The 19,819-nt window shown below is 51.2% G+C and carries 21 protein-coding genes and 5 tRNA genes; 18 read left to right on the top strand and 8 right to left on the bottom strand.

Annotation, left to right across the window (positions count from 1 at the left end; translation table 11 throughout):
- Positions 1–7: 7 nt before the first annotated feature.
- Positions 8–1,294 (bottom strand): DUF5103 domain-containing protein, encoded by a 1,287-nt coding sequence (locus tag R3I13_RS15130; protein ID WP_346318802.1) that lies wholly within the window; start codon positions 1,292–1,294, stop codon positions 8–10.
- Between the two features lie 42 nt (positions 1,295–1,336).
- Between R3I13_RS15130 and R3I13_RS15125 the strand changes: the two genes are divergently transcribed.
- The gene (locus R3I13_RS15125; RefSeq protein WP_346318801.1) at positions 1,337–2,557 is read left to right on the top strand and encodes an FtsX-like permease family protein; all 1,221 of its coding nucleotides are present in this window, start codon (positions 1,337–1,339) and stop codon (positions 2,555–2,557) included.
- Here the strand turns inward: R3I13_RS15125 and R3I13_RS15120 are convergent.
- On the bottom strand, positions 2,550–3,215 hold the full coding sequence (locus R3I13_RS15120; RefSeq protein ID WP_346318800.1) for an RNA methyltransferase: 666 nt from the start codon (positions 3,213–3,215) through the stop codon (positions 2,550–2,552). The genes R3I13_RS15125 and R3I13_RS15120 overlap by 8 nt on opposite strands.
- A gap of 161 nt (positions 3,216–3,376) precedes the next feature.
- On the opposite strand from R3I13_RS15120, the gene R3I13_RS15115 reads away from it, so the two are divergent.
- Positions 3,377–5,803, top strand: coding sequence for a BamA/TamA family outer membrane protein (locus R3I13_RS15115; RefSeq protein ID WP_346318799.1), 2,427 nt, complete (start codon positions 3,377–3,379; stop codon positions 5,801–5,803).
- Here R3I13_RS15115 and truB read toward each other — a convergent pair.
- The 4 genes from truB to R3I13_RS15095 all read right to left on the bottom strand — a co-directional run bounded on the left by truB (position 5,791) and on the right by R3I13_RS15095 (position 9,374).
- Positions 5,791–6,492, bottom strand: a complete 702-nt coding sequence (truB, locus tag R3I13_RS15110) for a tRNA pseudouridine(55) synthase TruB (protein ID WP_346318798.1) — start codon at positions 6,490–6,492, stop codon at positions 5,791–5,793. The two genes, R3I13_RS15115 and truB, sit on opposite strands and share 13 nt — an antisense overlap.
- 140 nt (positions 6,493–6,632) lie before the next feature.
- On the bottom strand, positions 6,633–7,781 hold the full coding sequence (locus R3I13_RS15105) for an MFS transporter (protein ID WP_346318797.1): 1,149 nt from the start codon (positions 7,779–7,781) through the stop codon (positions 6,633–6,635).
- Position 7,782: 1 nt separating this feature from the next.
- Complete coding sequence (locus R3I13_RS15100) at positions 7,783–8,769, bottom strand: nitronate monooxygenase family protein (protein WP_346318796.1); 987 nt, start codon at positions 8,767–8,769, stop codon at positions 7,783–7,785.
- 8 nt (positions 8,770–8,777) lie between these two features.
- Complete coding sequence (locus R3I13_RS15095) at positions 8,778–9,374, bottom strand: riboflavin synthase (RefSeq protein WP_346318795.1); 597 nt, start codon at positions 9,372–9,374, stop codon at positions 8,778–8,780.
- Between the two features lie 165 nt (positions 9,375–9,539).
- Between R3I13_RS15095 and rpsU the strand changes: the two genes are divergently transcribed.
- The 11 genes from rpsU (at position 9,540) to nusG (ending at position 14,526) form a co-directional block, all read left to right on the top strand.
- Entirely contained in the window at positions 9,540–9,737 is a 198-nt protein-coding gene (gene rpsU / locus R3I13_RS15090; protein WP_346318794.1) for a 30S ribosomal protein S21, read from the top strand.
- Positions 9,738–9,836: 99 nt separating this feature from the next.
- On the top strand, positions 9,837–10,790 hold the full coding sequence (locus tag R3I13_RS15085; protein ID WP_346318793.1) for a tyrosine-type recombinase/integrase: 954 nt from the start codon (positions 9,837–9,839) through the stop codon (positions 10,788–10,790).
- A gap of 243 nt (positions 10,791–11,033) precedes the next feature.
- The gene (locus R3I13_RS15080; protein ID WP_346318792.1) at positions 11,034–11,333 is read left to right on the top strand and encodes an HPF/RaiA family ribosome-associated protein; all 300 of its coding nucleotides are present in this window, start codon (positions 11,034–11,036) and stop codon (positions 11,331–11,333) included.
- A 231-nt stretch (positions 11,334–11,564) separates the two neighbouring features.
- Positions 11,565–11,638, top strand: a tRNA-Thr gene (locus R3I13_RS15075).
- Positions 11,639–11,684: 46 nt separating this feature from the next.
- Positions 11,685–11,767: transfer RNA gene (locus R3I13_RS15070), tRNA-Tyr, on the top strand.
- Positions 11,768–11,863: 96 nt separating this feature from the next.
- Positions 11,864–11,936: transfer RNA gene (locus tag R3I13_RS15065), tRNA-Gly, on the top strand.
- Between the two features lie 13 nt (positions 11,937–11,949).
- A tRNA-Thr gene (locus R3I13_RS15060) sits at positions 11,950–12,021 on the top strand.
- A gap of 269 nt (positions 12,022–12,290) precedes the next feature.
- A complete protein-coding gene (gene tuf, locus R3I13_RS15055; protein WP_346318791.1) occupies positions 12,291–13,478 on the top strand; it encodes an elongation factor Tu in 1,188 nt (395 codons plus the stop codon).
- Between the two features lie 106 nt (positions 13,479–13,584).
- Positions 13,585–13,655, top strand: a tRNA-Trp gene (locus tag R3I13_RS15050).
- A gap of 110 nt (positions 13,656–13,765) precedes the next feature.
- A complete protein-coding gene (gene secE, locus R3I13_RS15045) occupies positions 13,766–13,960 on the top strand; it encodes a preprotein translocase subunit SecE (protein ID WP_120516843.1) in 195 nt (64 codons plus the stop codon).
- A complete protein-coding gene (gene nusG / locus R3I13_RS15040) occupies positions 13,960–14,526 on the top strand; it encodes a transcription termination/antitermination protein NusG (RefSeq protein WP_346318790.1) in 567 nt (188 codons plus the stop codon). Before secE ends, nusG begins: the two co-directional genes overlap by 1 nt.
- A gap of 71 nt (positions 14,527–14,597) precedes the next feature.
- Here nusG and R3I13_RS15035 read toward each other — a convergent pair whose 3' ends face one another.
- Both R3I13_RS15035 and R3I13_RS15030 read right to left on the bottom strand, forming a co-directional pair.
- The gene (locus R3I13_RS15035) at positions 14,598–15,158 is read right to left on the bottom strand and encodes a DUF1579 domain-containing protein (RefSeq protein WP_346318789.1); all 561 of its coding nucleotides are present in this window, start codon (positions 15,156–15,158) and stop codon (positions 14,598–14,600) included.
- Between the two features lie 88 nt (positions 15,159–15,246).
- The gene (locus R3I13_RS15030; RefSeq protein WP_346318788.1) at positions 15,247–16,374 is read right to left on the bottom strand and encodes a lactonase family protein; all 1,128 of its coding nucleotides are present in this window, start codon (positions 16,372–16,374) and stop codon (positions 15,247–15,249) included.
- A 127-nt stretch (positions 16,375–16,501) separates the two neighbouring features.
- Between R3I13_RS15030 and R3I13_RS15025 the strand changes: the two genes are divergently transcribed.
- The 5 genes from R3I13_RS15025 to rplL all read left to right on the top strand — a co-directional run bounded on the left by R3I13_RS15025 (position 16,502) and on the right by rplL (position 19,651).
- Positions 16,502–16,825 carry a hypothetical protein gene (locus tag R3I13_RS15025; RefSeq protein ID WP_346318787.1) on the top strand — a complete coding sequence of 108 codons (324 nt, stop codon included), beginning with the start codon at positions 16,502–16,504 and terminating at the stop codon, positions 16,823–16,825.
- A 542-nt stretch (positions 16,826–17,367) separates the two neighbouring features.
- On the top strand, positions 17,368–17,811 hold the full coding sequence (rplK, locus tag R3I13_RS15020) for a 50S ribosomal protein L11 (RefSeq protein ID WP_346318786.1): 444 nt from the start codon (positions 17,368–17,370) through the stop codon (positions 17,809–17,811).
- A 46-nt stretch (positions 17,812–17,857) separates the two neighbouring features.
- Entirely contained in the window at positions 17,858–18,547 is a 690-nt protein-coding gene (rplA, locus tag R3I13_RS15015; RefSeq protein ID WP_346318785.1) for a 50S ribosomal protein L1, read from the top strand.
- A 69-nt stretch (positions 18,548–18,616) separates the two neighbouring features.
- On the top strand, positions 18,617–19,186 hold the full coding sequence (gene rplJ / locus R3I13_RS15010; RefSeq protein WP_346318784.1) for a 50S ribosomal protein L10: 570 nt from the start codon (positions 18,617–18,619) through the stop codon (positions 19,184–19,186).
- A gap of 90 nt (positions 19,187–19,276) precedes the next feature.
- Entirely contained in the window at positions 19,277–19,651 is a 375-nt protein-coding gene (gene rplL, locus R3I13_RS15005; protein ID WP_346318783.1) for a 50S ribosomal protein L7/L12, read from the top strand.
- The last annotated feature ends 168 nt before the right edge of the window (positions 19,652–19,819 follow it).

Here is a 19,819-nt window from a genome sequence, read left to right as displayed (position 1 = left end):
AAAAAAATTACCGCATCCGGTTGATCAGCGAGTTCATCCGCAATTGGCCCACCAGCTCGTCGTGGCGGCCGCCAAGCGCTTTGTAGTATACGAGCACGGTATACGCATTCTCCGTTTCCCACCAGTTGCCCTCCGTCAGTTCGGTGCTGAACTGGTTGTTGCTCTTGTCTATCAGGCCGTACACATAATTGTAATACCCCTGTTTCAGGAATAAAGCGCCTTCGTATGCCTGCTTTTCACCATTCCATGTCATTTTATTGAGGTCGCTCCACTCGTAATCAGTGAGCTGGCCGAAGATGTACATATCGTAACCGGCGTAAGGTTCTTTCATGGGGAATGTAAAATCCACCCGCGCATAGTCCCCTTCAAAATTAGGATCATAATCTTCTATGGTAGCGGGATAGAACATGCCGTTGATGTCTTTGAGGAATTGATACACCTGGTTGTCTCGCGGGAAATCGGGCATTACGTGCACGTCGGTGCCGTTACGTTTGTAGTCTGTTTTAGCCACCCGTTCCGTTTGCAGGCGGAAGCTGCGGAGGTCTATCCAGCGCCATTCTTTCATCGCCGGAAAGATGCAATCCTGTTCCGCATTGTATTCTATCACATCGCCTTTGATGAACATGGGTTTGATGCCGGTAATGGCATTGTCCCACCGGAAGTTCTGCATGATCACCACCTTCAGCTGGTCGAACGGGTTCTGGATGTTGAGTCCCTTGGTGTTTACCTGCACGTTCAGTTTCTGGCTGTTCCTGAAGAGTTTGGGATTGGTGGGCTGCGATATCCAGCCGGTAACGCCGGCCCTGTTATTGATCACCATCAGCCTGCGGGTAAAGGCGAGGCGGGTGGTATCCCCGTCCAGGTAAACTTTCAGGATATAATTGCCGGCCCTGGTGGGCTGGCAGGTCTGGTTGGGGATGCTTACTTTATAGTGCACATATTTCTGCAAAGCGATGCTGGAGAAGCGGTAATCCCTGATCTGGTTTTCCGAGAAGCCGCGCAGGTATTCGATGGTATTGAGCTGGGCGGGCGTCCAGTCTGCATTGCAGAGCACAAGTGTATAATAATACGTCCGCACTTCATTGATCAGGTCATCAAAATGCAGCTCAAGGGTTTCGCCGCTGTTGAGCGCGATAATGGGGAGCCCCAGGTAGTCTCCGGGCGGGGTGAACTTGACCGTTTTGATGTTCTGGTGATAAATATGATCCGGGGTTATTTTGTTTTCCTGGGCCTTTACGCCGGGAAAAACGAACATCGCCATAACGGTGAAGCATACAAGTGCAACTGTCCTCATAAGTGTAATTTACAATGAATTTCTAAATTGTTAAATTGCAGCATGCGCGTATCCATGTTTATCGCCGGCAGGATTGCCTTCAACCGGTTCTCGTCCTTTACCAAATTCATTATCAACATCGCCATGATCGCTACTGCGTTCAGCGTGGCGGTCATGATACTGGCTACCGCAATGATCAACGGCTTCCAGCAGGTGATCTCTGAAAAGATCTTCAGCTTCTGGGGCCATATGCACGTAACCCAGTACCAGGCGAACGCCGGCCCGCTGGCAGAACAGGTGCCGTTCCCGCAGGATTCCGCCTTCCGCAGGAAGGTGCTGGCCCTGCCGGATGTGACCGCCGTGAATGAATTCGCCACCAAATCGGTGATCGTGAAAAAAGGCCGGGAAACGGAAGGGATGATCTTTAAAGGCATCAGCCCCGGCGCAAAAATGGAATTCCTCCAGGAAGGCCGCCCTATCAGGTTTACAGACAGCGGGTATGCTCCTGAAGTGATCATATCCGCCAACACCGCGGCGCTTTTGCAGCTGAAGCTGAACGACGCTGTGATCGTATATTTCGTGCGGGGCGACGGGCTTCCGCCGCGGGCCCGCAAGCTCAGCATTTGCGGCATTTACAAAACCGGCATCGAAGAATATGATAAAACTTACCTGGTAGGCGACATCAACCTCATCCGCCGGCTGAACGACTGGGCGCCCGACGATATTGGCGGCTACGAAATATACCTGAAAGATTACCGGCAGACGGAAATCGCCCGCGGCCGCATCGGCGAGCTGATGCCCGATGAGCTGGCCCTTCGCAGCATGCAGGAGGTATACCCCAATATCTTCGACTGGCTGGGCCTTCAGAATAAGAACGAGATCATTATCCTCATCATCATGACCATTGTAGCGGTGATCAACATGATCACGGCCATCCTGATACTGATACTGGAGCGCACCAATATGGTAGGCATCCTGAAAGCCCTGGGCATGCGCAACACGGCCATCCAGGGGATATTCATCTACCAGGCGGCCTACATCACGCTGGCCGGCATCATTATCGGGAATGTGCTGGGTATCGGGCTGGCACTGCTGCAGCAGTACACCGGCTTTTTGAAGCTGCCGGAAGAATCCTATTACATGTCCGTGGCGCCCATCGCCATCCAGTGGTGGAAAGTGGCGTCAATCAACCTGGGAACCCTGAAGATATGTGTGCTGATATTGATCATCCCGAGCCTGCTGATCCGGAACATCCTGCCGGTGAAGGCGATCCAGTTCAAATAAGCAGCCTGCCGCAGATAATACCGGCGGCCACGGCAGCGTTCAAAGATTCGGCCTGGCCCGTGCGGGGGATGGTGATGTGATGGCTGCTCCGTTTCAGCACTTCTTCGCTAAGCCCGCGCGATTCGTTGCCGATAAGGATGATGCCTTCGCGGATGGTTTTGGTGTGAACGATATTGTCGCCATGAAGGGTGGCGGCATAGGAGGGGATCTTCGGGTATTTATCCAGCAGCTCCGTGATGGAGTGAACGATCACGGGTACACGCATAATGCTGCCCATGGTGGCCTGGATGGTTTTGGCGTTGTAGGCATCCGCGCTGTCTGGCGAGCAAACGATCTGCCGGATACCAAACCAGTCGGCTATACGAATTATAGTGCCCATATTACCCGGGTCCTGGATGGTTTCAAGGGCAAGGGTGATGCTGCCTTCGGGTTGAAGGGCCGGGGCTTTGGGAATGTTTACCAGGGCAAGGGCGCGGTTGGGGGTGGAAAGGGAAGACAGTTGCTTAAGCACTGCCTCATCCACTTCCTGTATATCAATGGCAGCGGCACTTTCAGCCAGTTCCCGGTGATCCAGCAGCCAGCTGCGCGTGGCATACACGGCTTTTACATCCCGGTGGCCGTGCAGCAGCTCCTGTACGATCTTGTCTCCCTCAGCCACAAACTGGCCAAATTTTTGACGGTATTTTTTGTGCTGTAATGAGACAATATATTTAATTTGCGCCTTTGATAACATGGGGTCAAACCTACAAGAATTCCGGCATTCAGCCAACAACCCCTGTATACCGGCGCTGAAGCATACCCGTTTAATTCAATGAACAAGTGAAGAAAAAGACATACCCATCATACTTGAATGTGCCGGGACCGGTAGTGTTGCTGATGGTATGCCTGTTGCTGAGCGCCTGCTCCAACACCCGTTACCTGCAGAAGGATCAGAACCTGCTGATCAAGACCGGGGTGGAGATCACGGGGAAGCTGCCTTCCACTGAAAAAACAGACCTGAAGAATGACCTCAATTCCCGTTCGCTGATGTTGCAGCAGCCCAACCAGAAGATAGCGGGCACCCGCCTGAAAGTATGGCTTTACAATCAGAAGAATTACGAGAAAAAAAGCAACTGGTTCTGGAACCTCGCGCTCAGCGAGCGTAACCTCCAGGCGCCGGTGATATATGATTCCCTCAAAACGAAGGAATCTGTGGACAGGATGGTTTCCTACCTCAACAACCAGGGTTATTTCTACGCCACCGTCGGGTATAAAGAGCAGATCAAAGGGCAGAAAGCCTCCGTGACCTACCAGGTGAACACGGGCAAGAATTTCGTGATCAAAAAGATCACCTACGATATTCCCGATACCGCGATCGCGCGGGTGGTAAAGGAAGGAGAACGGTTTTCGCTGCTGCATGTGAATGCGCCCTACAAAGCATCTGACCTGAGCAGCGAGCGCGAACGCCTCATGCGCCTCATCCGCGATGCGGGGTATTACAAATTCAACCGCGACCTGATCAATTTCACGGTGGATACGCTGAATAAATCGCTCTTCGTGGACCCCCTGAACCCTTTCGAGGTGATGCCTTCCGTGCTGAGCGCCGATCAGAAGCCTACGCTGGATGTGGAAGTAACGATCAAAAACCCGGAAGATTCGGCCAATGACCTTACCAAGTTGTTTTACATCAACAAGATCTACGTGTTCCCGGATATCCAGTTGCAGGAAAGCGTGACGGATTCCACGTTCAGCACTACCAACAGCCGCTTCCTGACCATCAAATACCACCAGAACATCATCCGCCCGCGGGTGCTGACGCGCGCCATACAGCTCCGGCCCAACGCGCGTTACTCCACCGAGGAATACAACAACACCGTGAACCGGCTGTTCGATCTCAACATCTGGCAGTTTGTGAATGTGCAGTATAAAGACGTGAAAGACACCGTGCAGAAACTTGATGCCTACATCCAGCTTACGCCCCGCAAAAAGCAGGAGCTGAGCGCGAACATAGACCTGACCACCGGCAGCCAGTATTTCCTGGGCAGCAGCGTGTCGCTGGGTTACCGCCACTTCAACCTCAACAGGGCGGCGAATGAGCTGCACATCACGCTTAATGGCGGCCTTGAAGTGATCAGGAATGAAGAGAACAAGTTTGAAATGCAGGCGCAGGAATACGGCATCAATGCCGATCTCGTTTTTCCCCGTTTTATCCTGCCTTTCCGCGTGCGGCAAAACAATCGCTCTACGTCCAAAACCAGGCTCTCAGCGGGTTTCAACAACCTGCGCCGTATCGATAAATTCAATATCCGCACCGTGAATGCGGCATTGGGTTATGAGTGGAGGGAATCCATTTACAAAAGCTGGAACCTGAAACCATTTACCCTGAATTACGTGGGCGTATCGCTGAACCCTAATTTCAAAGCTGATGTGGTAGACCAGAACCCTTACCTGCAGCGCAGCTTCGAGCCTGCGTTCATCGGCGGCGAAGCGGTTACCTATACTTACAGCAACAACGACCTGTTCCATAAAAAGCAGAACACCTTCTTCAGGGCAACCGTGGAAGAATCTGGCCTGTGGCTGGAAGGCGTGAACAGTTTGGTGAACGGCGTAACCAGCGGCAGGGAAAACCTGGAATCGCTGGCGAAAGTGACGATCTCCCAGTTTGTAAGGCTGGAAGCGGATTACCGCCATTACTGGAACTACCCGAAAACTTCCGTGGCCACGCGCGCCTATGCCGGCGTAGGCATTCCTTATGGTAAAAGCGATGTATTGCCTTATGTGCGCCAGTTCACCGCCGGCGGGCCCAACAGCATCCGCGCATGGCGGCTGCGTACGCTGGGCCCGGGTTCTTTCGTGGACACTACGAAAACAGCCCAGCTATTCCCCGACCAAACGGGCGACCTGAAGCTGGAAGGCAACGTGGAATACCGTTTCGACCTGTTGCGCCTCTTCGGCGGCAGCATGTACCTGAAAGGCGCAACCTTCCTGGATGTCGGCAATATATGGATGCTGAAGAAAGATACCCTGCGCGCGGGCGCTGAGATCCAGTTCAAGAATCTTTACAGGCAAATGGCGATCGGCACCGGCGCCGGCCTGCGCCTCGATTTCAGCTATTTCGTGATCAGGCTGGATTGGGGCATACCGCTTAAAAAACCATACCCCACACAAAATAAAAGCGGCTGGTACATCGGCGAATGGATGCTGGGAAATGGCCGCTGGCGCCGCGACAACATCATCTGGAACGTGGCGATCGGTTACCCGTTCTGATGATCAGCCTGCCCCTGCGCTTTTTTGTAGCGCTCGATAAACTCATTTACATCAATAGCGTCTTCCAGCCTGAACTCCCCGATGCGGGTACGGCAAAGACTGCTCAGGTATGCACCGCAGCCAACGGCTGCACCGAAGTCGTGCGCCAGTGAACGGATGTAGGTGCCCGTGCTGCACTGCACCCTGAAATGCACCACCGGCAATTCCACCGCGGTGATCTCGAATGCATGTATGACGATGGAACGCGGTTCCACTTTCACTTCCACGCCTTTGCGGGCCAGGTGGTAAATCGGTTTGCCGTTCTGCTTGATGGCGGAATGGATGGGAGGGAGCTGCTGCAGCGGGCCGGTGAACTGGCTGGCGATGGCCTGCAGCGCGGCTTTGTCCAGCGGGGGAACGGGCTGATGATCCTGGGGTTCGGATTCGAGGTCGTAGGTGGGCGTAACAGCGCCGAGGGTGAAGGTGCCGGTGTATTCTTTTTCCTGCGCCTGGTATTCATTGATCTTTTTGGTCATTTTACCGGTGCAGCAAATGAGGAGGCCGGTGGCCAGCGGATCCAGCGTGCCGGCGTGGCCTATTTTGGCTTTGGTGGTGTTGCGGATCTTGCGCACCACGTCGAAGGAGGTCCATGTTAAAGGCTTGTTGATCAACAACACGGCACCTTCCTGGAAATTTTGTGTTTCGGGCATTTTGCAAAGATAATGTGTATTTGCACGGCAGCGAAAATTTGGCTGAAGAGTGCGACGCAACGGCGGTTGAGAAGAGGGGGCCAAAGCCGGTTCCATCATCATTTTTAGCGGAGCGGGCAACATGGCCGGTTTTGGAATATTTACAGCCCGGGAGGACTTTTCTTTTTCCCTGCCAGGAACGTGATCATCAATCCCATGACGGCGATGCAGGCAAAGGAATACCTGATGCCGGCGAACTGTGCGATGAACCCGATAATGGGAGGCCCTGCGAGGAACCCGAGGAAACCCAGGGTGGAAACGGCTGCCAGCGCCATGCTCTGCGGCATGGCGGTGCTTTTTCCCGCAGTGCTGTACACCAGCGGGATGACGGTGGAAACACCCAGCCCTACCAGGAAAAAACCAATGGCCGCGGGGATAGGCAACGGGAGGAAAACAGCCAGGAGGAGTCCTGCCGCGGTGAGCAGGCCGCTTCCGCGAAGCATGCCCGTAATGCCATAACGCCGCGTAAGCCAGTCACCATTGAGCCTTCCGAAAGTAGTGGCCAGTGTGAACGCGGTAAAGCCCATCGTAACCTGCCCCGGTGCGGCCTCAACGGCTTTCACGAAGTAAACTCCGCTCCAGTCATACATCGTGCCTTCGCAGATCATGCAGCAAAAGGCGATAATACCAAGGCTGATAAGGGCTTTGTCCGGCTTTACAAACACCGGGGGCCGCGAAGCATTCACCTGTGCCGGCTCCGGCAGCGTATACCGGTAAGCGACGGCGGTGGCGGCCAGTGCAAAGAGCGAAATAAAAAAGAAATGCGTGGAAGGCGTAATGAAAAGATTCACCATCAGCGTGCCGATGCCGGCGCCCGTAAGCCCCGCCAGGCTCCAGGTGGCGTGAAAGGACGACATGATGGTCTGCCCGTATAACACTTCCACCGATACGGCCTGTGTATTCACGGAGATGTTGCCCAGGTTGCCGATAAAACCGAATGCGAACAAAATGATCCCGAGAATGAGCGGGCTGCCCGCGATGCCTATGAGAGAAAGAAAAACCGCGTACAACAAAGCGGCAGCCAGCATGACGGGCCTGCTGCCCGTGCGGGATACGAGCCAGCCTGCAAACGGCAGCGACAGCAAAGCCCCGACAGGGATACAAAGCAGCAGGGCGCTGAGCCCGGCTTCGCTGAGCCCATGCCGTTCCTGGATGGCCGGGATGCGCGAGCCCCAGCTTGAAAAGCACAAGCCATTCAGGAAAAAGAACGCGCTCACCGCCAGCCGGGCGTGCCATTTGTTGATGATCATATTATCTGAAGGCCTGTAAAGTTTCGTTGTATTCTTCCATCAGCCGGGCAACGATCTCTTCCACAGGCATGATGTCGTTCACCAGTTCCACGCTCTGGCCGGCGCTCCACAGCTGGTGGTAGTTGTTGGGTTTCACGGCTTTTTCCAGGATCTTCATGCCTTTCATCTGCACCATCATTTTGAAATACTTGCGGGTGCGCGGGTTGCGGCCCAGCCATTTTTCCCAGCCCGTTTGTTTGTAGCCCATCTTTTGCGCGGCGGGCGTATTGATGATGTTGCAGGGCGTGCCGGAGAGGCGTTCCGTGAGCACGATGTCTTCCATGCCGTGTTCCAGGATCGCTTGTTTGTAATCCTCGCTCACCGTGGCTTCGCGGCTGGCAATGAAGCGGGTGCCGATGCTCACTGCGTCTGCCCCGAGCACCATGGCGCTGGCCATCTGGCGGCCGGTGGCGAGGCCGCCTGCGGCTATCACGGGTATTCCGGGGAAGGCATTCTTGAGTGCAGGCACCAGCACATGCATGGGGTAGGGGCCGGCATGACCGCCCGCGCCCGCGCATACCGCGATGAAGGCGTCTGCACCGTTCTGCACGGCCTTTTCGGCATGCACCAGGTTGGTCACGTCGCAGATCACTTTGGCGCCGTAGCTGTGCGCGGCATCGGTCACGTCGCGCGGGTTGCCGAGGGAGGTGATATAAAAGGGAACCTGCGCTGCTACACAGGCGTCCAGGTGTTTTTTATAGAGCGGGTTCGTTTTTTGCACAATGATATTCACGCCGTAGGTGCCCTGCGGGTGCTGTGCTTTCGTTTCGTTGAGCCTTTCCAGCAGCGCGGGCAGTTCGCCTTCCTTCCGGTAGTTGAGGGAAGGGAAGGTGCCTGCGATGCCGCTGCGGATGGCTGCTTTCATCATGGGCTCGTTGCTCACGAGGAACATCGGCGCCATGATGAGCGGGTATTTCATGCCCAGGCTCTGCGTGATAGATGGATTCATGCTGTTATTTAATGGCTTTCGCGCGTTTTCAATTGCCGGGCAACATATTTGCCCAGGATGTCGAATTCGAGGTTCACGGTATCGCCGGGCCGCAGGTACTGGATATTGGTGTGCTGGAAAGTGTACGGGATGATGGCAACGGTGAAGGCATCGTTGCTGATATTGAACACGGTAAGGCTAATGCCGTTGAGGCAGATGGAGCCTTTTTCCACGATCAGCGGCGCAAACTCAGGCTGGAAGCGGATGCGGTACAGCCAGCTGCCGTCCTGCTCCGTGACGGATTCGCAGATGCCCGTACCGTCTACATGGCCTTGTACGATATGCCCGTCTATCCGGCTGTTGAACACCATGGCCCTTTCCAGGTTCACGGCCTGCCCGGGCTTCAGTTTGCCCAGGTTGGATTTTTGCAGGGTTTCGGTAACCGCCACTGTTTTATACTGCTGCTCTTCCACCGCGGTCACGGTGAGGCAAACGCCGTTGTGAGACACGCTCTGGTCTATCTTTAATTCCTGTGCCAGGGGGGAGTGGATGGTCAGCTCCAGGTTGCCGCCGTGCTGAACGGCGCCGGCAACGGTCCCCATTGTTTCGATGATTCCTGTAAACATAATCATCAAAGTTACTGACGAATTGGGTAATTTTGTTCCCCCGGCAAAGGCAGGAGCGGAGGGAAGAAGCAGGCGGAAGAAATTTTGGCGATAAAAAGGGAGAAATTTTGCAAATAAAAGCGGATTGCTTATCTTTGCCGTCCGTAAAAAACTTAAAGGAGATTTATGTTAATTATCGATTCCAAAGATTGCGAAAACATTGACAAAGCGCTCAAAAAGTACAAGAAGAAATTTGAGAAAGCGAAAATTTTGCTGCAACTGAGAGAGCGTCAGTCATTTACGAAGCCGTCTATCCGTCGCCGCACCCAGGTGCTGAAAGCTGTTTACAAGCAGCAGGTGGCTACCGGCAAGTATGACGCATAGTAACGAGCCAGTATTTAAATTCTAATACATAAAATTGATGATTGTAAGGTTTTCGATAACTTTACAGTCATCAATTTTTTTGTGTTGGGTACAACAGGTATGAATGAACTTCCGCCAATTGCACAGGGATTCCTGGCTTACCTTGAGCTGGAGAAGCGGTATTCGCCGCATACGGTGCAATCTTACGGGCTGGACCTCTTCCAGTTCTTCCGTTATCTTTCCGAACAATACGGTGAGCTGCCGTTAACCCGGCTCACGCATTTCCATATTCAATCCTGGCTGGCCATGGGGCTGGAGCCGAAGCAGCCGTCCGGCAAAAACAAAAAGAAGCAGGCCGAGCCTGTAACGCCCGCAACTATCCGGCGGAAGATGTCGGCCCTGAAATCCTTTTTCAAATATGCCATCCGCAAAGGCGAGCTGGCGCAAAGCCCGATGGCAAAAGTGGTGAGCCCGAAGATGCGGGGCCGCCTGCCCATGTTCGTGGATGAAAAGGCCATGCAGCAGGTGGAGGAGAACCATGCAGAGGGTGAGGTGCTGTTTGGCGATGATTTCGACGGCGCCACGCAGCGGCTGATAATTGCATTGCTGTACCAGAGCGGCATCCGCCGGGCGGAGCTGATCGGGCTGACGCACCGCAGCATGGACCTGAGCAACAGCCAGATGAAAGTGCTCGGGAAAGGCAATAAAGAACGCATTATACCGCTCAGCCGGCCGTTGATGGCAATGATCAGGGAGTATGACGAAAGGCGGCGGAAAGAGGTAGGGAATGCGGAAACAGGGCAATTGCTGGTGAGGGCCAACGGGAAAGGGGTAACGAAGTCGTTTGTATACAGTACGGTGCGAAAGGCGCTGGATAAAGTAACGACCATCTCAAAACGCAGTCCGCATATACTGCGGCATACCTTCGCCACGCACCTGATGAACAACGGGGCGGATATCAACGCGGTGAAGGAGTTGCTGGGGCATGCGAGCCTTGCCAGCACGCAGGTTTACACCCATAATACGATCGAAAAGCTGAAAAAAGTGCATCAGCAGGCGCATCCCAAGGCATAGGCTGATGAATATCAATTAATTTATTGACAAAAAAGTGTATCGCGGCTGACGGAGGTCATCGGGGGCGGGTGGAATATTGGCTAGTATTGCATTAGAATGATTTTAACAAAATTTTTCAGGGCGGAATAGGAAAGAGGGTGAAAGTTTATTAAATTAGTAATCCAGTTCTTTACATAAAAAATACGCCTATGAACGATGACTACATGCTAGAAACTAGATTGTTAAATGTTAAATTTTAGTGCTATGAATGTTCAAATTCAAACTGTGCGTTTTGATGCGGACGCCAAACTCATTGATCACGTGAATAAGAGAATTCAGAAGCTATCCACCTTTTATGACCGGATCGTCAATGTTGAAGTGTTTTTAAAATTAGATCAGTTAGCCCACCAGGTTAAGGACAAGATTGCAGAAATTAAAGTACACATACCCCGCCACGACTTCTTCGTTAAGCATGAGAGCAAATCCTTCGAAGAGAGCTTTGACCTTGCGTTTGATAGTTTAGTAACCCAGATCAAACGTCAGAAGGAGAAGAATTTACATTAAAATCCTAAAAATATTTTGGAATTCATTTTCTCTTTACTACCTTTGCCATCCCGATTCAAAAAGGGATCGGCGAAGGTAGTAAAGTTCTTTACTGTAGGGCATTTTAGCCAACTTGGATCAGGTTGGAGGATTGCATCCGGGGAGTGAAAAAAATATTTGTTTCTTAAAAAGATTCACATTTATTTTGCGCTTCCTTTTACAGGGTGTGAAACTTTTTCTTGACAGAAAATTGCCAGCATAGCTCAGTTGGCCAGAGCTACTGATTTGTAATCAGTGGGTCGGGGGTTCGAATCCCTCTGCTGGCTCGCAGGTGTTCCGGGTGTAAGAGCCAGGTGCGAGAATTTTTAAGTTGGGCAGGTTCCAGAGCGGCCAAATGGGGCGGACTGTAAATCCGCTGTCTTTCGACTTCACAGGTTCGAATCCTGTCCTGCCCACACCAATTATTACTTTCACACGAATTACGTTGGATTGGTCAATTGAAGAGCGGATTGCTTGGAATTGATGGATGAGCGTAATTCGTAATTGAGTATGCGGGAGTAGCTCAGTTGGTAGAGCGACAGCCTTCCAAGCTGTAGGTCGCGGGTTCGAACCTCGTCTCCCGCTCAAAAAAGAATATGCTGTTGTAGCTCAGGGGTAGAGCACTTCCTTGGTAAGGAAGAGGTCGTGAGTTCAATTCTCATCAACAGCTCAAAGAGTAGAAGGTGAAGAGGGAAATTGCTTTGTGAATTCAATTTTCATCAGCAGCTCAAAAAGAGTTTCGGATGCGGGGTTATAGCCGGCGTCCGAAATTTGAAGTTTAACTAAGCCGGTAAGCTCAATGGGTGAGCATCCCGACCGTAATCGGGGAGGAGCGGGTTCAATCCCTGCAATTGGCTCAAGTTTGTTATCGGATTTGCTTTATTCTAAAAAATAGTATCAAAAAGTAAACTTTACAAACCATCTTAAAAAAAACATACAATGGCAAAAGAAACCTTTAAGCGGGATAAACCCCACGTTAACATTGGTACCATCGGTCACGTTGACCACGGTAAAACTACCTTGACTGCTGCCATTACTACAATTCTGGCAAACAAGGGCTTGGCTGAGAAGAAAGGTTATGACGAGATCGATGCGGCTCCTGAAGAAAAAGAAAGAGGTATTACTATCAATACAGCACACGTTGAGTATCAGACAACCAATCGTCACTATGCGCACGTTGACTGCCCTGGTCACGCCGACTACGTGAAGAACATGATCACCGGTGCTGCCCAGATGGACGGTGCTATCCTGGTGGTTGCCGCTACTGATGGTCCGATGCCGCAAACCAAGGAGCACGTACTGCTGGCCCGCCAGGTTGGTGTACCCCGTATGGTTGTATTCATGAACAAAGTTGACCTGGTTGATGATCCGGAACTGCTGGAACTCGTTGAGATCGAACTCCGCGACCTCCTGAACTCCTATGGCTTTGATGGCGATAATGTGCCCATCATCCAGGGTTCTGCTACCGGCGCTCTCGCCGGCGATCCGAAATGGGTTGCCAAGATCGAAGAACTGATGGACGCTGTGGATTCTTACATCCCGCTGCCTCCCCGTCCTGTTGATCAGCCGTTCCTGATGTCTGTAGAAGACGTATTCTCTATCACCGGTCGTGGTACTGTTGCTACCGGCCGTATCGAGCGCGGTCGCATCAAAGTTGGTGAGAACGTTGAGATCGTAGGTCTGCAGCCTGAGTCACTGAAATCTACCTGTACTGGTGTGGAAATGTTCAAAAAACTGCTGGACGAAGGTGAAGCTGGTGACAACGCCGGTCTGCTGCTCCGCGGTATTGAAAAGACCCAGATCCGTCGCGGTATGGTTATCTGCCAGCCCGGTTCTATCACTCCGCACACAGACTTCAAATGCGAAGTTTATGTACTGAGCAAAGAAGAAGGTGGCCGTCACACGCCGTTCTTCCAGAAATACCGCCCCCAGTTCTACTTCCGTACCACAGACGTTACCGGTGAGGTTGAACTGCCTGCAGGTGTTGAAATGGTTATGCCTGGTGACAACATCAGCCTGACCGTTAAACTGATCCAGCCGATCGCTATGGAAAAAGGTCTGAAATTCGCTATCCGCGAAGGTGGCCGTACCGTAGGCGCTGGTCAGGTAACTGAGATCCTGAAATAATCAGTAGCAATACTGACACATAAAAAAAGTCCATTAGCAAGTAACAAGTAATCAATAGTAGATTATATTTGCTTAGACGAACATTACGGCTAATGGCTTTTTAAATACGGGTATGGTGCAACGGTAGCATACGGGTCTCCAAAACCTTTGATCTGGGTTCGAATCCTAGTACCCGTGCGGAATAAAAAAATGAATTGCCGGAAAGTTAAATTGCTGGTTTTTTACGGAACACCTGCAATTTTTCTCCACGGCAATTTTTATCGTTCATATCAGGATAACTTATTACCATGAACAAAATCTTCAGCTATTTCAGGGAATCATATTACGAACTGGTTCATAAAGTATCCTGGCCCACCTGGCGGGAGCTGCAATCCTCTACCATGATCGTACTGATCGCCACTATCATCATCACCCTGATGGTATGGGGAATGGATAGTGCTTCCCACCTTGTTTTAACGCAATACTATAAACTGTTTTCATAATGGACGAAGCACAAGTTCCCACCCAGGAAACCAAATGGTACGTGCTGCGCGTGGTGAGTGGTAAAGAGAAAAAAGTAAAGGAGTATCTGGACATCGAAGTTCGCCGCGGCGACTGGGGTGGTATCATCACCCAGATCTTCCTGCCCGTTGAAAAAGTTTATAAAGTGCAGGCCGGTAAAAAGGTGATGCGCGAAAAGAACTTTTACCCCGGTTACGTGATGATCGAAGCCATTGACGGTAAAATGAACGACGAAGTGATCCAGGCCATCCGCAACGTTTCCGGCGTGATCCACTTCCTCGGGAAAGAAAAACCCATCGCTCTCCGCAAATCAGAAGTGAATAAAATGCTCGGTAAAGTAGACGAGATCTCCGACCAGGGCATCACTATGAGCGAGCCTTATATCGTAGGCGAAACCATCAAGATCATCGACGGTCCGTTCAACGACTTTAACGGTGTGATCGAAGAAGTGCTGGAAGACAAAAAGAAACTGAAAGTAACCGTGAAGATCTTCGGCCGTGCCACACCGGTAGAGCTGAACTTCATGCAGGTAGAAAAGATCAGCTAAGGCTGTTCAGCATATTAAAAACAAAAAGCCGTCCCGGTCCGGGGCGGCTTTTTTAATTCGTTGTATCACTGCTATTTGCGGGTAAACTTCAGCTCCATACTCTTATATTCTGTACCGTTCGACATCTGGTACATTTCCATCACCTGGTTGTTATCGTCCACCCATTTAAAGACTTCCCTTACCGGCATTGCTTTCCCGGCAACGGCATCCGTCATGTTGCCTGTGAAGGTGATGGAGCGGGTGGCATCGTCCCATTTTCCTTCGAGGTACATAATGCCTGTGCCCATGTTGTCCAGCCAGGTGGAAACAAATACTTTCCGGACGTTGTCGTAACCCAGCATGCCTACGCCTTCAAAAGGCTGGCCGTCCATCGAACTGGTGAAGCGGCTTTCCTGGTACCGGCCGCCCATGACCATTTTGTTGGTGCAGGTGCCTGTAGTGGTCATCGGCGGGGCGCCGGGAGCCATCCAGAAGGTCATATCTGTTTTCCAGTTGCCGTCTGCCATAGCGATCATCTTTTGCATAGAACCGGGAGTGGCGTAGTCCATCCAGGCTTTCATGGCCGCCTCGTCCTGTGAGTGCGCGGAGAGCGCAGTGATCATTGCTGTGAGTGCTAACAATATGCGTTTCATAATCGGGGTATTTTAGGATTACGAAGGTACGCAATAGTTGTTTCAGCAACTTTTTAGATGGTGCCACATCTATTTTGTTACCAGGCTTTTATTCCACCCATTTCAGACAAACCGGTGCGGGTATGGAGAGCTCTTCACCGGTAGCAGTGAGCAGGCCGGTTTCCGCATTCCTTTTGAAGATCACGATCGTATTGCTTTTCTGGTTGGCGGCCAGCAGGTATTCACCGTCCGGCGAGATCAGGAAGTTGCGCGGTTCCTTACCCAGAGTGGGTTGGTGACCGATGAGGCTGAGTGTGCCGTCTTTTTCGCTGATGCGGTAAATGGAAATGGTGTTGAGGTCGCCGCGGGAGGACATATAGAGGAATTTCCCGTCGGGGGAAACATGAATGTCTGCGCTGCCGAAATTGGAGCCGCTATAATCCGCGGGAGCGCCTGAAATGGTTTGCAGCAGCGTAAGACGGCCATTGGCGTAGCTGAAGGCGGCGGTCTTGCCGTTGATCTCCAGTACGAGATAGGCATAGCGGCCGTTGGGGTGGAAAACGAAATGCCGCGGTCCGCCGCCGGGCTCCGTGCTCACGAAGGGCTGGGCTGCAGGTTGCAGGGGGCGCATGCTGCGGGCGGGATCGAAGTCGTAGATCATTACCTTATCCGTTCCGAGGTCGGGCACGAACAACTGTTTACCATCGGGAGAGAAGTTCACCGAATGTACATGCGGGGATTTCTGCCGTGATTCCACGGGGCCGGAGCCCTGGTGAAGGATCTGCTGGATGGGTGCGCCAAGGCCGCCGTTTGCCTGTACCGGCAGTACGGTGATGCTGCCGCCGTTGTAGTTGCCGGTGAATACAAAGCGGTTGCCGGCATCTGTACTGATGTGGCAGGGGCCTGTGCCTGTGCCGGTCTGCTGGTTGATGGCGGCGAGGGTACCGGCGTTGCGGTCGAAGGCGTATGCGAAGGCGCTACCGGGGCTGTTCTTCCCGAATTCGCTGACGGCGTATACGTATTGCCGGTCGGGGGAAAGGGTGAGGAAGGAGGGATTGGAGATGCCTTCCATCGTATCCGTAGGGGTAAAGCGCCCGGTGGCGGGGTCTTTCATGAAAACGTAAATGCCTTTGCTGCCGGTGGAGGTGTAGGTGCCGACGATCAGGAATTGTTTTTTCTGCATGGGTTTATGGGTTGCGAGTAGTGAAAGAAGGAGGAGTGTGGTGATAATTTTCATGGTGGTGGAAGTTCTTGCGGGATCAAAATACAAAAAATCTCAGGTGTTAACACCGCCCTGGAAAATGGATAGACTGAACGGGGGGATTGTGGGTTGGGAGGGGTAAATTGCAGAAGAATAATAAAAATTGAAACCATTAAATTTGTTGGAAATGTTGATGTACATGAAAAAAGAGGATGTTCTCCGGAAAAAAAAAGAGGATGCTCTCCGGAAAAAGCTGCGTGATTTTGTTGACAAGGCGGATGACAATGCATTACAGGCGTTGGATGATTTTATTGATAACACCGTGGATATGACGTTCAGCGGGGCATGGTGGGATGATAAGGCGTTTATGGCTGAAATGAAGCGGCGCTGGAAGGAATATGTGCAGGGGGGGAAAGTATATACACATGAAGAAGCGATGGAAATGGCAAGGAAGGCCATTAAAAGTGTAAAACGGAAGCCGGCATGATGATTTACAGACTGGCTTATCACCCGCTAGCAGTGGAAGAATTAAATGACGCGGTTATTTGGTATGAGACAAAACAGGAGGGTAGGGGGGTAAAATTCCTGCAATATCTTGAGGGCCAATTGGCCCAGCTTTGCGGACGTGCCGAAAGTTATCCGTTTACCAGGGGATATTTCAGGGAGTTTCCTATAAGGCTGTATCCTTTTATCATTGTATACCGTTTAAAAAAGCGGGAGAAGATCTTATTTATAAACTCCATTTTTCATATGAGCCGAAATCCTGCTCAGAAATACCGGAAATGACGTATCTTTGACCTTTACTTTCTCAGAGATATGCTGTTGATCTTCAAATAATTAACCATTAAACTTAATCCCAATCCCCGCATAATAGCAAAAAAAATGCCGAACTCCAAACATTTTTTGCTATTCATTTAAAATATACCTACCTTTGCATCCCCCTTAAAATGTCTTTCTGAGACTTTTGAGTTTTGGGAGTTTTGCCCCGGCAACGGCGGTGGAACGTTTAACCAAATTAAAAACAGACTAATGGCTAAAGAGATCGCAACGTACGTGAAATTGCAGGTTAAAGGCGGCCAAGCCAACCCTGCGCCTCCGATTGGTCCCGCCCTGGGTTCCAAAGGTGTGAACATCATGGAGTTCTGCAAACAGTTCAACGCCCGTACCCAGGATAAAATGGGTAAAGTGCTGCCTGTATTGCTGACCGTTTACACAGACAAATCATTCGACTTTGTAATTAAGACGCCTCCGGCTCCCGTACAGCTGCTGGAAGCTGCCAAAATTCAAGGTGGTTCTAAAGAACCTAACCGTAATAAGGTGGGTAAAGTATCCTGGACGCAGGTAGAGGCAATTGCCAAAGACAAAATGCCTGACCTGAACTGCTTCACGCTGGAAAGCGCCATGAGAATGGTGGCTGGTACCGCCCGCAGCATGGGTATTACCGTTGACGGTAAAGCTCCCTGGGAAAACTAATTTGTTCACCCTGTTAAAGCAGGTTAACTTTTAAATCATTGTAGAAATGGCAACTAAGAAAAGAAAAGTGGCTGACGTTAAGGTGGACAAAAACAAATCCTATAGCCTGAAAGAGGCTTCCACCCTCGTTAAAGACATTAACTGCACTAAATTCGACTCTTCCGTCGATTTACATATCCGCCTGGGCGTAGATCCCAAGAAGGCTGACCAGGCTATCCGCGGCTCCGTTACACTGCCGCATGGTACTGGTAAGACCAAAAAAGTACTGGTTCTCTGCACGCCCGACAAAGAAGCGTCTGCAAAAGAAGCTGGTGCTGATTTCGTAGGCCTGGACGAATTTATCCAGAAGATCGAAGCCGGCTGGACCGAGATCGATGTGATCATCGCTACGCCTGCCGTAATGCCGAAGATCGGTAAACTGGGTAAGATCCTGGGCCCCCGCAACCTGATGCCTAACCCGAAGACCGGTACTGTTACCAACGATGTGGCAGCTGCTGTAAACGAGGTAAAAGGCGGTAAGATCACCTTCAAAGTGGACAAAGCCGGTATCATTCATGCTTCCATCGGCCGTATCTCTTTCGCTCCTGAAAAGATCGAAGAGAACTCACAGGAACTGATCAACGCGATCATCAAGCTGAAGCCTTCCACAGCAAAAGGCACATACCTGAAAGGTTTATCCATGGCCAGCACCATGAGCCCCGGTATCGTTATTGACACTAAATCTGTTCAAAACTAATTGACCGCCCGGTAGCCGGAGCCTGCGAGGGCAGAGAAGGCGAAAGCGGACAATGTTAAACAAAAAGCAATGAACAAAGATCAAAAGAATGAGGTAATCGAACTGCTGAAAGGCAAGTTTGCTCAATACAACAACTTCTACATCACCAATACCGAGTCTCTGACCGTGGCGCAGGTGAACCACCTCAGAAGGGTGTGCTTCGACAAGAACGTGGAAATGAAGGTGGCTAAGAACACCCTCATCAAGAAGGCGCTCGAAAGCCTGGACAACGAGAAATATGCAGGTATCTACGAAGCGCTGCATGGCGTAACGGCCCTGCTGTTTTCCGACAGCCCGAAAGAGCCGGCCCTGATCATCAGCACTTTCCGCAAGGAAAACGCTAAACTGGAAAAACCCGTACTGAAAGCTGCTTTTGTAGCTGAAGAGATCTACCTGGGCGACAACCAGCTGGCTAACCTGGTGAAGATCAAGACCAAGAACGAGCTTATCGGCGAAGTTATCGGTCTGCTGCAATCTCCTGCAAAACGCGTTATCGCGGCCCTGCTGGAAAAAGGCAAGAACGAAGGTGGCGCTGCAACTGCAGAAGCTGCTGCACCCGCACCGGATGCCCCGGCATCAGATGCACCCGCTGCGGAGTAATCCCGTGGCCTATCACATTGGCTTCCAAGTCACAATATAAACAAACATCTGTTTAACAACATTTTAAAAAACTACAAAAAATATCATACAATGGCAGACGTAAAAGCATTAGCTGAACAATTAGTAGGTCTTACTGTTAAGGAAGTACAAGAACTGGCAGACGTTCTGAAGAACGAATACGGTATTGAACCTGCTGCTGCTGCAGTAGTTGTAGCTGCTGACGGTGGTGGCGGAGCCGCTGCTGCTGAAGAAAAAACTGCATTTAACGTAGTTCTGAAATCTGCTGGTGCCAGCAAACTGAACGTAGTGAAAATCGTGAAGGATCTGACAGGTCTCGGTCTGAAAGAAGCCAAAGAACTGGTTGACGGTGCGCCGAAAGCAGTGAAAGAAGGCGTTAGCAAGGCTGAAGCTGAAGATCTGAAAGCGAAGCTGACTGAAGCTGGCGCTGAAGTTGAAATTCAGTAATTCTTTGTTTAATATACATCTTTTTTAAGGTCAAAAAGTGCTCCGGTACTTTTTGGCCTTACTCCCTTTGGGAAGGTGTGTTTCCAGGACGTCCGGCAAAACGGGAAATAGGCCGTTCATCTGTGTTGAAATACAATATTTTGGGTGTATTGGCAAAGAATCATTAAT

The sequence above is a fragment of the Chitinophaga sp. YIM B06452 genome (genome assembly GCF_039655965.1).
Classification (GTDB): Bacteria; Bacteroidota; Bacteroidia; order Chitinophagales; family Chitinophagaceae; genus Chitinophaga.
Note: the sequence above shows the minus strand (reverse complement) of the source record. Positions and strands in the feature narration are given on the sequence as shown.